Raw genomic sequence first — 14929 nt, 5'->3', positions numbered from 1 at the left:
GTCTCTTTACGCTCAGACATTCGGCAGGTGCTGGGCCAGCGCATCGAGCACCGCCATGCGGACGGCGACGCCCATCTCGACCTGCTCGCGGATCAGCGACTGGGCACCGTCGGCGACGGCGGACGAAATCTCGACGCCGCGGTTCATCGGGCCGGGATGCATCACCAGCGCGTCCGGCTGCGCTCGCGCGAGCTTCTCCTGATCGAGCCCGTAATAGCGGAAATACTCCTTCGCCGACGGCACGAAGGCGCCGTTCATGCGCTCGAGCTGAAGGCGCAGCATCATGACGATGTCGGCGCCCTCCAGACCCTTGTTCATGTCGGTGAAGATCTCGACGCCCATGCGCTCGATGCCGGGCGGCAGCAGCGTCGTCGGCGCGATCAGGCGGACCTTCGCGCCGAGCGCGTTCAGCAGGATGATGTTCGAGCGGGCGACGCGCGAATGCAGGATGTCGCCGCAGATCGCCACCGTCAGGCCCTGGATGCGGCCCTTGTTGCGGCGGATCGTCAGCGCGTCGAGCAGGGCCTGCGTCGGATGCTCATGGGCGCCGTCGCCGGCATTGATCACCGAGCAGCCGACCTTGCGGGCGAGCAGGTTGACCGCGCCGGCCGCATGATGGCGCACGACGATGATGTCGGGGCGCATCGCGCTCAGCGTCGCGGCGGTGTCGATCAGCGTCTCGCCCTTCTTCACCGAGGAGAAGGCAACGGACATGTTCATCACGTCGGCGCCGAGGCGCTTGCCGGCCAACTCGAAGGACGCTTGCGTCCGGGTCGAAGGCTCGAAGAACAGGTTGATCTGGGTGCGTCCGCGCAGGGCCGTGGTCTTCTTCTCGACCTGCCGGGAGAGGGAGACGTAGTCTTCCGCCCGGTCCAATAGCGCTTCGATGTCCAGATGGGACAACCCCTCGATCCCGAGGAGATGGCGGTGCGGATAGAGCGGTGCTGGCGATGTCATTTGAAGCAGGCTGTTTAGGCGCGAGTCGCTGATGGCGCAAGCGGCCCCGAACCGGGAGGGCACATGTCCTGTGGGTCGTGGAGCTTTCAGCAAAACGGCGCTACCAATCGGGTTTCCGCCGTGCGTGAGGATGCCGCCTTGTCCAGCCCGACCGATGCCTTCGTTCCCGCCGCCGACGGCGCCCTCTGGCAGACGATCGCGCCCGCCAAGGCCGGCTTCGACCCGGACAGGCTGAAGGCTGCCGTCGATTTCGCCCGCGAGCAGGAAAGCCCCTGGCCGCGCAGCCTGTACTATCCGGATGGCAGCTATGTCGGGAATGTCGAATGGAACGAGCGCGGCCCCTGGACCGAGATCGTCGGCCCGGTGCGCGAGCGCGGCGGTCCGGCCGGACTAGTCCTGAAAGGTGGGCGCATCGTCGCCGAATGGGGCGACACGGCCCGCACCGACATGACCTTCTCGATCGCCAAGAGCTATCTCGCGGTGCTCGCCGGCATCGCCTTCGACGACGGTCTGATCAAGGATGTGGACGAAGCCGTCGGCAAGACGGTTGCCGACCCGGTCTTCGCCGGCGCGCATAACGGCCAGATCACCTGGCGCCATCTGCTGCAGCAATCGAGCGAATGGCAGGGCGAAATCTTCGGCAAGTCCGATCAGGTCGACCATAACCGCCAGATCGGCCCCGGCGCCGATAACAGCCGCAAGGGCCAGCGCCGCGAACTCAGGACGCCCGGCTCCTTCTACGAATATAACGACGTGCGGGTGAACGTTCTCTCCTACGCGCTGCTCGAACGCTTCCGCCGGCCGCTGCCGGAGGTGCTGCGCGAGCGGGTGATGGACCCGATCGGCGCCTCGCCGGACTGGCGCTGGGAGGGCTACAGCACCTCCTTCACGGATATCGACGGGCGCTCGATCCAGTCGGTGCCCGGCGGCGGCCACTGGGGCGGCGGGCTCTTCATCGGCGCGCGCGACCATGCCCGCTTCGGCCTGCTGATCGGCCGGCAGGGCGACTGGGGCGGCCGGCAGATCCTGTCGCGCGACTGGGTCAAGCGGATGCTGACGCCCTCCCCCACCTTGACGAATTACGGCTATCTCTGGTGGCTGGCGGCGCGTCCGGGCGTGCCGGCCTCGTCGTTCTCGGCGCTTGGCGCCGGCAGCAACGTGATCTGGGTCGATCCCGAGCAGGACGTCGTCGCCGTGCTGCGCTGGATCAACGGCGCCCAGACCGACGCCTTCATCGACCGGCTGGTGGCGGCGCGGGCTCAATGACCTTTCAATCCCTCACTGCATAAACCTGCTCGGGTCCGGGAAAGCGCCGGGCCCGAACATCCGCCGCATATTCCGCCACTGCCCTATCGACTTCCTCGGCAAGATTGCCGAAGAGCTTGACGAATTTCGGCACGCGGCCGGTCAGGCCCAACATGTCGTCGAGTACGAGCACCTGGCCGTCGCAGGCCGCCGAGGCGCCGATTCCGATGGCCGGAATCGCGACCTTGGCGGTAATCTCGGCGGCAAGCGGCTCGGCCACCGCCTCCAGAACCACGGCGAAGGCCCCGGCTTCCGTCACAGCCTCCGCATCGGCGATGATCGCCGGCCATTCAGCCCGACTGCGCCCTTGCGCCTTGAAGCCCCCCAGCACGTTCACCGCCTGGGGCGTCAGCCCGACATGAGCCATCACCGGAATGCCGCGGTCGACCATGAAGCGAATGGTGGAGGCCATGCGCTGGCCGCCCTCGAGCTTCAACGCCCCGCAACCGGTCTCCTGCATGATGCGGGCCCCGTTACGGAAGGCTTGCTCCGGGCTTTCCTCATAGCTGCCGAAAGGCATGTCGATGACGACGAGCGCCCGCCGAGAACCGCGCATCACGGCCTGGCCATGCAGGATCATCATCTCCAACGTGACCGGCACGGTGCTGTCGAGGCCATGGACGACCATGCCGAGCGAATCCCCGACGAGCAGAACATCGCAATGGCGCTCGGCCAGAGCTGCCATGGGAGCAGTGTAAGCGGTAAGCGAGACAATCGGCTCGGCGCCCTTACGGCTGCGGATGTCACGCGCCGTCAGGCGCTTGATCTGTGCTTGCGACGACACGCTCTTCTCCCCAAGTGACGGTGGGCGCCCGGCGGAAGCCCCTAAACGCTCTTCCCCCTCGCGGGAAGCGCAATCGGGGTTTGACAGAGCCGGCGCGCTGAACCACTTTCGCGCGCAAATCCGAACCGCAGCGGTCTTGCGGGTCGCGGGACCGTCCGTCAGGGCTGGCTCCGCGCTCTGATCGAGGCTGTCATCGAGACACGAAAATCATGAAGCTCCTCGTCGTCGAGTCGCCGGCCAAGGCCAAGACGATCAACAAATACCTGGGCTCCGACTACGAGGTGATCGCCTCGTTCGGGCATATCCGCGACCTGCCGGCCAAGGACGGCTCGGTGGAGCCCGACAACGACTTCTCCATGAAATGGGAGATCGAGGGCCGCGGCGCCAAGCAGGTCGCCGAGATCGCGCGTGCCGTGAAAGGCGCCGAGAAGCTGATCCTCGCAACCGACCCGGATCGCGAGGGCGAGGCGATCTCCTGGCATGTGCTGGAGGCGCTGAACCAGAAGCGCGTGCTCAAGGGCATTCCCGTCGAGCGCGTCACCTTCAATGCCGTCACCAAGGACGCCGTGCAGAAGGCTCTGGCCAATCCGCGCGCGATCGACCAGGCGCTGGTCGATGCCTATCTGGCGCGCCGGGCGCTCGACTATCTCGTTGGCTTCACGCTCTCGCCGGTGTTGTGGCGGAAGCTCCCGGGCGCCCGCTCGGCCGGCCGCGTGCAGTCGGTGGCGCTGCGCCTCGTCTGCGACCGTGAGCGCGAGATCGAGGCCTTCCGGGCCCGCGAATACTGGTCTCTGGTCGCGACGCTCGCGACCGCGTCAGGCCAGACCTTCGAGGCCCGCCTCGTCGGGGCCGACGGCAAGAAGATCGCCCGGCTCGATATCGGCAACGAAGAGGAGGCGAAGGCCTTCAAGGCGGCGCTGGAAAGCGCGCTCTTCACCGTCAGCGAAGTCGAGGCCAAGCCGGTCAAGCGCCATCCTCAGCCTCCTTTCCAGACCTCGACGCTGCAGCAGGAGGCCTCGCGCAAGCTCGGCCTCGCCCCGGCGCGGACGATGCAGCTCGCCCAGCGGCTCTATGAAGGCGTCGATATCGGCGGCGAGACCGTCGGCCTCATCACCTATATGCGTACCGACGGCGTCGACATGGACGGCTCGGCGATCGCCGCGGCGCGCCGCGTCATCGGCAAGGAGTTCGGCGAGAAATACGTGCCGAACGCGCCGCGCAAATACACGGTCAAGGCCAAGAACGCGCAGGAGGCCCACGAGGCCATCCGCCCGACCGATCTCGGCCGCCTGCCGGCCATGGTCGCGCGCCATCTCGAACCGGAGCAGGCCAAGCTCTACGAACTCATCTGGAAGCGCACCATCGCGAGCCAGATGGAATCGGCCGAGATGGAGCGCACCACGGTCGATATCGCGGCCAAGGTCGGCGCCCGCAATCTGGAACTGCGCGCTTCTGGACAGGTCGTGCTCTTTGACGGCTTCCTGACGCTCTATCAGGAGAGCCGCGACGACGAGGAGGACGAGGATTCCAAGAAGCTGCCGGCGATGAAGGCAGGCGACAAGCTGGAGAAGCGGGATATCGCCGCCGATCAGCATTTCACCGAACCGCCGCCGCGCTTCTCGGAAGCGAGCCTGGTCAAGCGCATGGAAGAGCTCGGCATCGGCCGGCCCTCGACCTATGCCGCGACGCTCTCGACCCTGCGCGACCGCGAATATGTCCGCATCGAGAAGAAGCGCCTCGTGCCCGAGGACAAGGGTATGCTGGTGACGTCGTTCCTGGAGAGCTTCTTCAAGCGCTATGTCGAGTTCGACTTCACGGCGAATCTCGAGGAGAAGCTCGACCGCGTCTCCAATGCCGAGATCGACTGGAAGGCGCTGCTGCGCGAGTTCTGGGACGAGTTCCAGGCCTCGATCGGCGAGACCAAGGATCTGCGCGTCGGCGACGTGCTCGAGGCGCTGAACGGCATCCTCGGCGAGTATATTTTCCCGCAGAAGGCCGATGGCTCCGATCCCCGCGTCTGCCCGACCTGCGGCACCGGCCAGCTCTCGCTGAAGCTCGGCAAGTTCGGCGCCTTCGTCGGCTGCTCGAACTACCCTGAATGCCGCTATACGCGCCCCCTCTCCGTCCCCGCTGCGGATGGCGAAGCTTCGGCCGAGGGCGGCCAGGGCGCGCCGGGCGTGCGCATCCTCGGCACCGACCCGGTGACGAATCTCGAAGTCACGCTGCGCGACGGCCGCTTCGGCCCCTATATCCAGCTCGGCGAGGGCGAGAAGCCGAAGCGCTCCAGCCTGCCCAAGGGCATGAGCCCGGCGAGCGTGACACTTGAGAAGGCGCTCGCCCTGCTCTCGCTGCCGCGCGAGGTCGCAAGGCATCCCGAGAGCGGCGAGCCGATCCTCGTCGGCATCGGGCGCTTCGGGCCTTACGTCCAGCACGGCAAGGTCTACGCCAATATCGACAAGGACGACGACGTGCTCGAACTCGGCGCCAACCGCGCCATCGATCTGATCGTCGCCAAGGAAAGCGGCGGCGGACGCGGTCGTGCCGCGGCGACGCCGGGCCGTGCGCTGGGCGACCATCCCGCAGGCGGCGCGCTGGAGGTCAAGGCGGGCAAATACGGCCCCTATGTCGCCTGGGGCAAGATCTTCGCGACCCTGCCCAAGACGATGACGGCCGAGAGCATCACGCTGGAGCAGGCGATCGAGCTGGCGAACGCCAAGGCCGAGGCAAAGGGCGGCAAGGGCAAGCCGAAGGCTGCTGCCGGCGCAGCCAAGGCCAAGGCGCCGGCCAAGAAGCCTGCTGCGAAGAAGGCCCCGGCCAAGAAGGCCGCCGAGGCAGAACCGGCCGCGAAGAAGGCGCCGAAGGCCGCACGCGGCTGACGGCGCCAGGCGTCACGGAACGATCTGAATGCGGCTCGCGAGCTTGCTCCTGATCGGAGGCGGGGCAATTCTCTGCCTCATCACCTTCGCGGGCTGGGTCGGGCTCAACCTCTTCGCCTGCGGCTTGGCTTCGGGCGGCTGCAGCTTCTCCCGGTTCCGCTTTCGCTGGGAGGACACCGAAGCCCTCATGGTCTTCGTCCCGCCCTTCGTGCTGGGCTGTGTCTTGACCGCGACTGGCATTATCCTGCGGATCAGCAGCCGTTCGCATCAGCCCTAGCCGCCTTCAGAGGCTCGCGACCACCCTGATCCGCTTGACCTCGCCACGCAGGAAGGCCTGCAGGAAGCGGTCATAGTCCTTGAACGAGATGCAGCCGTTCGAGTCGCCGCGCGGCCCGAGCAGGTAGGTATGCGCCAGCAGCCCCGCGCGGCCATAGATCGCGCTGCTGCCGCCGACGGGGTTGAGCCGGATGGCGCGCACGCCATGGAACAGCGCCTCGCGCTCGGTTAGGGTGTACATATGCGGCGGGGTGACGCCCTTCATCCGGACATGGGCGTAGCGGACATCGTCCATCATCTCGCCGAAGCCGGAATGAGCCTCCAGACGCTCACCATTCGGCATATAGACCATCTTGGCGGCGATATCGTAGATCGCCGTGCCCGCCTCGGCGGTGCGCGGCGGGGTGCCGATCGAGGGGCTGAGGCGCGTGATGCGGCCGCGGTCGATGATGTCATCCTGCGGCGCGGCATAGGCAAGCGCGGTCCCGGCCGGCTCCGCCTGCTTCTGCACGCCGAAGAGCTTCTCGAAGAAGTTGCGGTTGTCCTCGGGGGTCGGCGTAGCGGCCGCCGTGCGGTTGCGGCGCGGCGTCGTCGGCTGCGCGACGCGCGGCTGGAGCTGCTGGGGATCGGCCTTCGGCAGCAGGTCGAGCGGACGCGGCACCGGCATGGGGGCAGCCTTCTCCGCGAGCGTGACCGGCGGCTGCGGCGGCAGCGGCAAGGCAGGCTCGGCGGCAGCGAGAGAGGACGGCGACGGTGCGGCCGGTTGGAATGCTGAGCGGGCGGGAGCACCCTGCACGAAGCTCGAGCCCCTGCCATCCGACAGGCCGGGATTCAGCAAGCCGCTATAGCCCGGCGCCTGCTGCTGCGCGACGCGGCTGGTCGATGCCTTGCGGGCATTCGCGGACGACGGGTTGTTGGCATCCGGGCCCGGGGCGCCCTGCCCCAGCATCCAGAAGCCGGACATCGCACCACCGCTGAGCGCAAGCGCGAGCAGGAAACCCTTCAGGAAAGGCCGCCGACGGCGACGGGGCCGCACATAAGGCGCGCCACCTTCCCGGACATAGGTCGCATAGGTCATCCGCCGCACTCTCGATACGCTTACGCCACGCCCGGCGGCCGGAGACACAGCTTCGCCGCGCGCGCTCCAATCGAGGGGAGCACGATGCACGTCGCGAGGTGACCGAGCATGCCGGGAGAACCCAAATTCGTTCCGCTTCGATAAGGCGCTGTCTTGGTTAATCGGCGGTGAACCGCATCGATAAATTTTCGGGGTTCGCTCGCGGCGGAACGTGGCTTTGGCGCAGGCCTCCCAGACCAGCAAAAGGCGGCGCGATCGAGTCCGGAGCGTGGAGGAAGAAAGACGAAGTTTTTTCGCCCTCTGCCCCGATTGGCCCATCTTTTCCGGCAAGGCTGCAATCCCAGCCCATTTTTCCCAAACCGGCCGTCGAATCGGATATGTCGCAAGCATCGCAACCGCAGGAGTTGCAGCCGCCGGAATCGCGGGATTCCGACGCGCCTGCGCCGGAGGCCGGGATCGCCGTGAGCCAGCCAGCCGAGCCGAGGACCGGGTCCGTCGCAGCGCTCGGCGCGATCGTCAGCGGCGCGCTGATCCTGCAGATCGCCTCGACCATCGTGAACACGGTCGTGCCATTGAAGATGGCGCTGGAACAGAAGGCGCCACTGCTGATCGGCCTCGTCGGCTCGGCCTATTCCGTCGGCTTCCTCGCCGGCTGCTTCGTGATCCCCGCCTTTATCCGCCGCGTTGGGCATATCCGTGCCTTCGGCGTCTTCGCTGCGATGCAGGCCGTGTTCACCATCAGCTTCGCGCTCACATCGCTGGATTTCTGGGGCATCTCGCGGCTCGGCATGGGCTTTGCCGGCGCCGGCCACGCCATCTGCATCGAGAGCTGGATCAGCGGCCAGGCCAAGGCCGGCCAGCGCGGGCGCCTGTTCGGCTTCTACCAGATCCTCAACCGCCTCGCGCTGATCGGCTCGCAGATCGGCGTCGGCTATGTCTCGCTGCAGTCGCACGACATCTTCCTGCTGGCGAGCGCGACCTTCTCGATCGCGCTGATCCCGGTCGGCATGACCCGTGCCAAGGGCCCTGAATCGGGCGAGGTCGTCTCGGTCCGGCTCAACACGATGTGGCAATACGCGCCGGCTTCCGTGATCGGCTGCCTCTATGTCGGCCTGATGGGCGGCGCGCTGACCAATGTCGCCCCCGCTTACGGCATCCTGATCGGGCTCGACCAGGCCTGGGCGATCCTGCTCACCGCCGGCATCCAGATCGGCGCGCTGGTGCTGCAATGGCCGCTCGGCCTGCTGGCGGACCGGGTCGAGAGCCGCAAGATCATGCTGAGCGCCACGGTCTCGGTCGTGCTCTGCACGCTGGCGCTCGGGGCCGTGTTCTGGTTCGCCCTGCCCCATGCCCGCTTCTGGATGTTCGGGCTTTTCGCGCTGATCGGCGCCGGCTCGATGCCGATCTACACGGTCGCGGTCGCGCATGCCTATTTCCGGCTCGGCCGGGAACGGGCGCTCGGGCTCTCCGCGCGACTGCTCTTCCTCTGGGCGGTGGGCTCGGCGATCGGGCCACTCGTCTCCGCCGCCTTCATGCAGGCGGTCGGGCCGAACGGGCTTCTGGCCTATCTCGGCGGGCTCTCGGCGGCGGCGGCGGGCTATCTCGCCTTCCGGCTACGGCGCAACCCGCCCTCGGCCAATCCATTCGGCGAACGCAAGCCGGCGCCGCCGACCATTCCCGACGTCTCGCCTTCGGGACGCCGGAGCGAGGGCGAAGGCAAGTAGGCGCTCGGCTACTTCGCGAGCGCGTGGCGGCTCGGCTTGGCCTTGAGCTTCAGCTCTTCCAGATCCTGGCGCTCGCGCGGCGTGTTGCGCATAAGCTGGTCCTTGCCGGGCCCGTACTGAACCGGCTGGTCGGCATCGACGCCGTACCAGGCGGCCGCTCGCAGCACGAAGGACGGGTCGGCCAGATGCGGGCGCCCGAGCGCGACCAGATCGGCGCGGCCGGCAGCGATGATCGTATTGACCTGATCGGCCGTCGTGATGTTGCCGACGCACATGGTCGCGACCTCGGCCTCGTTGCGGATGCGGTCCGAGAACGGCGTCTGGAACATGCGGCCATAGACCGGGCGCGATTCCCGAGCAGTCTGGCCGGTCGAGACATCGACGAGGTCGCAGCCCTCAGTGGCGAAGGCCTCGGCGATGGCGACGGAATCGGCCGCCGAAAGGCCGCCCTCGACCCAGTCGGTCGCGGAGATGCGAACCGACATCGGCTTCACGCGCGGCCAGGCCTCGCGCAGCGCCCGGAAGATCTCCAGCGGATAGCGCAGGCGGTTCTCGACCGAGCCGCCGTATTCGTCCGTGCGCTTGTTGGTCAGCGGCGAGAGGAAGCTTGCCAGCAGATAGCCATGGGCGCAGTGCAGCTCCAGCATGTCGAAACCGGCGCGCTCGCCGCGCTCGGCGGCGGCGACGAACTCCGCCTTGACCCGGTCCATGTCGGCGCGGGTCATCGCACGCGGCACCTGGCTTTCCGGGTAATAGGGCAAGGGCGAGGCCGAGATGATCGGCCAGGCGCCTTCCGGCAGCGGCCGGTCCATCCCCTCCCACATCAGCTTCGTCGCTCCCTTGCGCCCGGCATGACCGAGCTGGAGGCAGATCTTCGCGGCGGAATTCGCATGGACGAAAGTGGTGATCCGCTTCCAGGCGGCTTCCTGCTCGTCGTTCCACAGGCCGGTGCAGCCGGGGGTGATGCGGGCGTCCGGGGCGACGCAGGTCATCTCGGTGAAGATCAGGCCGGGGCCGCCGATGGCGCGCGAGCCGTAATGCATCAGGTGCCAGTCGCCCGGCAGGCCGTCTTCGGCTGAGTACTGGCACATCGGCGAGAGCGTCATGCGGTTTTCGACCCGCATCTCGCGCAGTTTGAAGGGCTGGAAGGCCGGCGGCACGGGCGAGCCATCCTTGCGCCGCTTCGCCAGGTCGCCGAGGCCATCGGCGACGAGCCTGTCGACGGCCTCGACCATCTCCGGCGCGCGTAGCGCCAGATTGTCGTAGGTGATCGCCTTGGAGCGGGTCATCAGGCCGAAGGCGAAGCGCAAGGGCTCGAAATCCCAGAAGCGCTTCAACTCCTCGAACCAGACCAGCGAGACATCCGCCGCGTGCTGGGTCTTCTCGACCTCCTCGCGGCGCTGCGTCTCGAACAGTTTCAGGCCGGCCGCGACATCGAGCTTCGCCTGCCCCATCGCCTTGTGCAGGGCGATGGCGTCCTCCATCGCGAGCTTGGTGCCGGAGCCGATCGAGAAATGCGCCGTCGCCTTGGCGTCGCCGATCAGCACGACGTTCTCGATCACCCAATGGCGGCAGCGGATCATCGGGAAATTGCGCCAGAGCGAGCGGTTGGTGATGAGCTTGTGACCTTCCAGCTCCTCGGCGAAGACCCTTTCGAGGAAGGCTGCCGACTGCGCCTCATCCATCGCGCCGAGGCCGGCCTTCGCGAAGGTCTCGGGATCGGTCTCCAGCACCCAGGTCGAGCGGCCGGCCTCGTATTGATAGCAATGGGCGATGAAGACGCCGTGCTCCGTCTCCTTGAAGAAGAAGGTGAAGGCATCGAAGGGGCGGGTCGAACCCATCCAGGTGAAATGGTTCGGGCGCAGGTCGGTCTGCGGCTGGAAGCGCTCGCGCCAGTTCTCGCGGATGCGGCTGTTGATGCCGTCCGCGCCAACGACGAGGTCGTAATCGCACTTCAACGTCTCGGCATCGGCGACCTCGCTGCCGAAATGCAGGTTGACGCCGAGTTCGCGCGCCCTCGCCTGCACCAGCATCAGCAGCGAACGGCGCGAGCAGCCGCAGAAGCCGTTGCCGGGCACGCGGAACGTGTCGCCTTTGAAGTGGATCTCGATATCGTCCCAATAGGCGAAATTGTCGCGGATCGCGGCGTAGCTCTGCGCATCCGCCGCCTTGAAGGTGTCGAGCGTCTGGTCGGAGAAGACGACGCCGAATCCGAATGTGTCGTCGGGCTGGTTGCGCTCGAAGACATCGACCGTCAGCTCCGGCCAATCCCGCTTCATCAACAGCGCGAAATAGAGCCCCGCCGGCCCTCCGCCCACGACCGCGATACGCATCGACGCCTCCATCAGGAAGCCGGCCGACCCGGCTTGCGGAATTATTTTAAGCCTAAAATGTTCTTGAGCTCAAGAGACTTCTGAAGCGTTTCGAACTGGAGAGCAGGCGTGGAGTATCGTGAGTTGGCGCGTAGGTGGGCATTTTGCGATGCGAGATACCCTGCTTCGCCATCGTCATCAGGCCGCTTGCAAATTCCTTCAGACTTAAAATATATTCGTATTCGGAGGTCGAACGGCCATGACACTGCAGGGACAGCGTGCACTGGTAACGGGTGGCGGACGCGGCCTTGGCCGAGCCATCGCCTCGGCGCTGACAGCGGCCGGAGCCCGGGTCAGCATCCTCGGGCGCGACGAAGCGACCTTGAAGGAGGCCGTCGTGGCCGGCGTCGCAGCCGATTGCGCGGCCTGCGACGTGCGCGACGAGGCCTCGGTTTTCGCGGCTCTGGACCAGCTTTCCTGCGAGCCCGCCTTCGACATCGCGATCGCCAATGCCGGCGCTGTCGAAACCGGCCCATTCATGCGCAGCGACAACGAGCGCTTCCGCCGCATGCTCGACATCAACCTGATCGGCACGGTGAACCTGTTCCACGCTGCACTGCCGGCCATGCTGGAGCGCCGCCGCGGCCGCCTGATCGCCATCGCCTCGACCGCCGGGCACCGCGGCTACCCCTATGTCAGCACCTATGTGGCGGCGAAGCATGCCGTGGTCGGGCTGGTGAAGTCGTTGGCGCTGGAGACGGCGCGCTCCGGCGTCACTGTCAACGCCGTCTGCCCCGGCTATGCCGACACCGACATGGCGACGGCCAGCATCGACAATGTCGCGGCCAAGACCGGCAAGAGCCGCGAGGACGCGCTGGCCGCGATGATCAAGGACAACCCGCAGGGCCGGCTGATCGCGCCGGAAGAGGTCGCGGCGGCCGTGCTCTATCTCTGCGGGCCGGGCAGCGATGCCGTCACCGGCCAGTCGCTGCTCGTCAATGGCGGAGAGTTCTGAGATGGAGACACCCTCCTCCTCACTGATCCTCGACCGCGAGACCAAGGCCAGCGAGCGCCCCGGCGACCACAAGGACGAGCTTCGCCTCTGGTTGCGGATGCTGACCTGCTCGACCCTGATCGAGACCGAGATTCGCAACCGCCTGCGCGAGGAATTCAAGACCACCCTGCCGCGCTTCGACCTGATGGCGCAGCTCGACAAGAGCGTGGTCGGCATGACCGTCGGCGAGGTCTCGCAGCGCCTCATGGTCTCGAACGGCAATGTCACCGCGGTCGTGGCCGGGCTCGTGACGGACGGGCTCGTCGACAAGCGCTCGGCCCCGCAGGACCGGCGCGTACAGATCCTCACCCTGACCGCGCAGGGCCGCAAGGCGTTCAAGATCATGGCCGAGCGCCATGAGGACTGGATCGCCGAACTGTTCGCCGGGCTCGACCAGCTCGCCATCGCGCAGCTTTTCCGGCTGCTCGGAGAGACCAAAACCTCGCTGCATCGCGCCATCGCGGGGCGGGCCGACGAGGCTGCCAAGGGAGACGCCTGATGGCCCAGATCGCCAATGCTACGACCCTGCCGCTCGTGGGTTTCACGCCGGAGCATTTCAGCCTTTCGGTCTCCGGCAAGGTCGCGACGGTGACGCTGAACCGGCCTGAGAAAAAGAATCCGCTGACCTTCGCAAGCTACCGCGAACTCACGGATTTCTTCCTCGCCGCGCAGAAGGAGGAAGAGGTCAAGGCGATCGTCGTCACCGGCGCCGGCGGCAATTTCTCCTCGGGTGGCGATGTCCTCGAGATCATCGGGCCGCTGGTCGCGATGGAGACTAAGGACCTCCTGAAATTCACCCGGATGACCGGGGAGCTGGTCAAGGCGATGCGCGCCTGCCCCCAGCCGATCGTCGCGGCCATCGACGGCGTCTGCGCCGGCGCCGGTGCGATCGTCGCCATGGCGTCCGACCTCAGGCTCGGCACCGCCGGAGCCAAGATCGCGTTCCTGTTCAACCGCGTCGGGCTTGCCGGCTGCGACATGGGCGCCTGCGCGATGCTGCCGCGCATCATCGGCCAGGGCCGCGCCGCGGAGCTGCTCTATACGGGCCGCGTGCTCAGGGGCGAGGAAGCCGAGCGCTGGGGCTTCCTCAACCGCATCAGCACGCCGGACGCCGTGCTGACCGAAGCGCAGACGCTCGCTGCCGAATTGGCCGACGGGCCGACCTTCGCCAATGCCATGACCAAGCGCATGCTCGAAATGGAATGGGCGATGTCGGTCGAGAGCGCGATCGAGGCCGAGGCCGTGGCGCAGGCACTCTGCATGCAGACCGAGGACTTTTCCCGCGCCTATCACGCCTTCGCGAACAAGCAGAAGCCGGTCTTCGAGGGCAACTGAGATGGGCAGCACTTCTCCTCTCGGCCTCGATATCCTCGGCGACACGCTGGACTGGCCGTTCTTCGAGGAGAGCCATCGCGCCTTCGCCGCCGAACTATCCGGCTGGGCCGATTCCTATCTCGCCGATCTGCCCCACGACGATGTCGACGAGGCCTGCCGGGCGCGTGTCGCGGCCCTCGGTGCAGCGGGCTTCCTGAAGGCTGCCGTGCCGGCGGCCTATGGCGGGCTCTCCGAAAAACTCGATGTGCGCACGCTCTGTCTCGCCCGCGAGATTTTGGCCGCGCATGACGGCCTCGCCGATTTCGCCTTCGCGATGCAGGGGCTCGGCACCGGCTCGATCTCGATCGCCGGCTCCGAGGCGATGAAGCGGCGCATCCTGCCGGATGTCGCAGCCGGCAAGCGCATCGCCGCCTTCGCTCTTTCCGAGAAGGAGGCCGGTTCCGACGTCGCCGCGATGGCGACGACCGCGACGCCGGACGGCGCATCCCATGTCCGCATCGACGGCGAGAAAAGCTGGATTTCGAATGGCGGCATCGCCGACCATTACGTCGTCTTCGCCCGCACCGGCGAGGCGCCGGGCGCGCGCGGACTTTCCGCCTTGCTGGTCGAGGCCGACACGCCCGGCCTCACCATCCCAGAACGGATCGAGGTGATCGCGCCGCATCCGCTGGCGACGCTGCGCTTCGAAGGCTGCCGCGTGCCGCTCGAGAACCGCATCGGCGGCCCGGGCGACGGCTTCAAGGTCGCGATGGCGACGCTCGACATCTTCCGTTCGACGGTCGGCGCCGCCGCGCTCGGCTTCGCCAGGCGGGCGCTGCACGAGACGCTTGAGCACGCCAATGGCCGCAAGCTCTTCGGCGGCACGCTCGGCGATCTCCAGCTCTCGCAGGCGGCGATCGCCGACAGCGCTGCCGAGGTCGATGCCGCCGCCCTCCTCGTCTATCGCGCTGCCTGGACCAAGGATCGCGGTGCGGCCCGCGTCACCCGCGAGGCGGCGCTGGCGAAGCTCGTCGCGACGGAGAACGCCCAGACCGTGATCGACCGGGCCGTCCAGATCCATGGCGGGCTCGGCGTCACCAAGGGCGTCAAGGTCGAGGAATTGTATCGGGAAATCCGGGCGCTGCGCATCTACGAGGGCGCCTCGGAAGTCCAGAAGGTCGTGATCGCGCGCGACCTGCTCAAGACACATGCCGGAAGAGCAGATCGTTAGAGGCGGATTCACCGATCA

General features: G+C 67.1%; 12 protein-coding genes. 8 read left to right on the top strand and 4 right to left on the bottom strand.

All coding sequences use genetic code 11. The annotated features are described in order from the left end of the window. Positions 1–12 precede the first annotated feature (12 nt). The gene (locus NUV79_RS03655) at positions 13–957 is read right to left on the bottom strand and encodes an aspartate carbamoyltransferase catalytic subunit (RefSeq protein WP_257731726.1); all 945 of its coding nucleotides are present in this window, start codon (positions 955–957) and stop codon (positions 13–15) included. 138 nt (positions 958–1095) lie between these two features. Between NUV79_RS03655 and NUV79_RS03650 the strand changes: the two genes are divergently transcribed. Next, positions 1096–2223 carry a serine hydrolase domain-containing protein gene (locus NUV79_RS03650; protein ID WP_257731725.1) on the top strand — a complete coding sequence of 376 codons (1128 nt, stop codon included), beginning with the start codon at positions 1096–1098 and terminating at the stop codon, positions 2221–2223. 4 nt (positions 2224–2227) lie between these two features. On the opposite strand, the gene panB is transcribed toward NUV79_RS03650, so the two are convergent. After that, positions 2228–3046: a 3-methyl-2-oxobutanoate hydroxymethyltransferase gene (gene panB, locus NUV79_RS03645; RefSeq protein WP_257731724.1), complete on the bottom strand. Its 819-nt coding sequence runs from the start codon at positions 3044–3046 to the stop codon at positions 2228–2230. A 209-nt stretch (positions 3047–3255) separates the two neighbouring features. On the opposite strand from panB, the gene topA reads away from it, so the two are divergent. Both topA and NUV79_RS03635 read left to right on the top strand, forming a co-directional pair. Beyond that, positions 3256–5922 (top strand): type I DNA topoisomerase, encoded by a 2667-nt coding sequence (topA, locus tag NUV79_RS03640; protein ID WP_257731723.1) that lies wholly within the window; start codon positions 3256–3258, stop codon positions 5920–5922. A 28-nt stretch (positions 5923–5950) separates the two neighbouring features. Then, positions 5951–6199 (top strand): hypothetical protein, encoded by a 249-nt coding sequence (locus NUV79_RS03635; protein WP_257731722.1) that lies wholly within the window; start codon positions 5951–5953, stop codon positions 6197–6199. A 6-nt stretch (positions 6200–6205) separates the two neighbouring features. Here the strand turns inward: NUV79_RS03635 and NUV79_RS03630 are convergent, their stop codons facing one another. After that, entirely contained in the window at positions 6206–7276 is a 1071-nt protein-coding gene (locus NUV79_RS03630) for a DUF2778 domain-containing protein (RefSeq protein ID WP_257731721.1), read from the bottom strand. A gap of 461 nt (positions 7277–7737) precedes the next feature. Between NUV79_RS03630 and NUV79_RS03625 the strand changes: the two genes are divergently transcribed. Next, complete coding sequence (locus tag NUV79_RS03625; protein ID WP_257731720.1) at positions 7738–9000, top strand: MFS transporter; 1263 nt, start codon at positions 7738–7740, stop codon at positions 8998–9000. A gap of 8 nt (positions 9001–9008) precedes the next feature. On the opposite strand, the gene NUV79_RS03620 is transcribed toward NUV79_RS03625, so the two are convergent. After that, entirely contained in the window at positions 9009–11333 is a 2325-nt protein-coding gene (locus NUV79_RS03620) for a bifunctional salicylyl-CoA 5-hydroxylase/oxidoreductase (protein WP_257731719.1), read from the bottom strand. A 238-nt stretch (positions 11334–11571) separates the two neighbouring features. Here NUV79_RS03620 and NUV79_RS03615 point away from each other — a divergent pair, with 238 nt between their 5' ends. Genes NUV79_RS03615 through NUV79_RS03600 form a run of 4 tightly spaced genes read left to right on the top strand, consistent with a single transcriptional unit; the run spans position 11572 to position 14911 of the window. Beyond that, entirely contained in the window at positions 11572–12327 is a 756-nt protein-coding gene (locus tag NUV79_RS03615; RefSeq protein ID WP_257731718.1) for an SDR family NAD(P)-dependent oxidoreductase, read from the top strand. Between the two features lies 1 nt (position 12328). Next, the gene (locus NUV79_RS03610; protein ID WP_257731717.1) at positions 12329–12865 is read left to right on the top strand and encodes a MarR family winged helix-turn-helix transcriptional regulator; all 537 of its coding nucleotides are present in this window, start codon (positions 12329–12331) and stop codon (positions 12863–12865) included. Then, on the top strand, positions 12865–13701 hold the full coding sequence (locus tag NUV79_RS03605) for an enoyl-CoA hydratase family protein (RefSeq protein ID WP_257731716.1): 837 nt from the start codon (positions 12865–12867) through the stop codon (positions 13699–13701). The genes NUV79_RS03610 and NUV79_RS03605 overlap by 1 nt, the downstream gene beginning before the upstream one ends. Position 13702: 1 nt before the next feature. Then, positions 13703–14911, top strand: a complete 1209-nt coding sequence (locus NUV79_RS03600) for an acyl-CoA dehydrogenase family protein (protein ID WP_257731715.1) — start codon at positions 13703–13705, stop codon at positions 14909–14911. The last annotated feature ends 18 nt before the right edge of the window (positions 14912–14929 follow it).

Origin of the sequence: Allobosea sp. 47.2.35 (genome assembly GCF_024655635.1) — a bacterium.
Classification (GTDB): Bacteria; Pseudomonadota; Alphaproteobacteria; order Rhizobiales; family Beijerinckiaceae; genus Allobosea.
The sequence above is the reverse complement of the archived record's forward strand: the minus strand, read 5'-3'. Positions and strand labels throughout refer to the sequence as shown.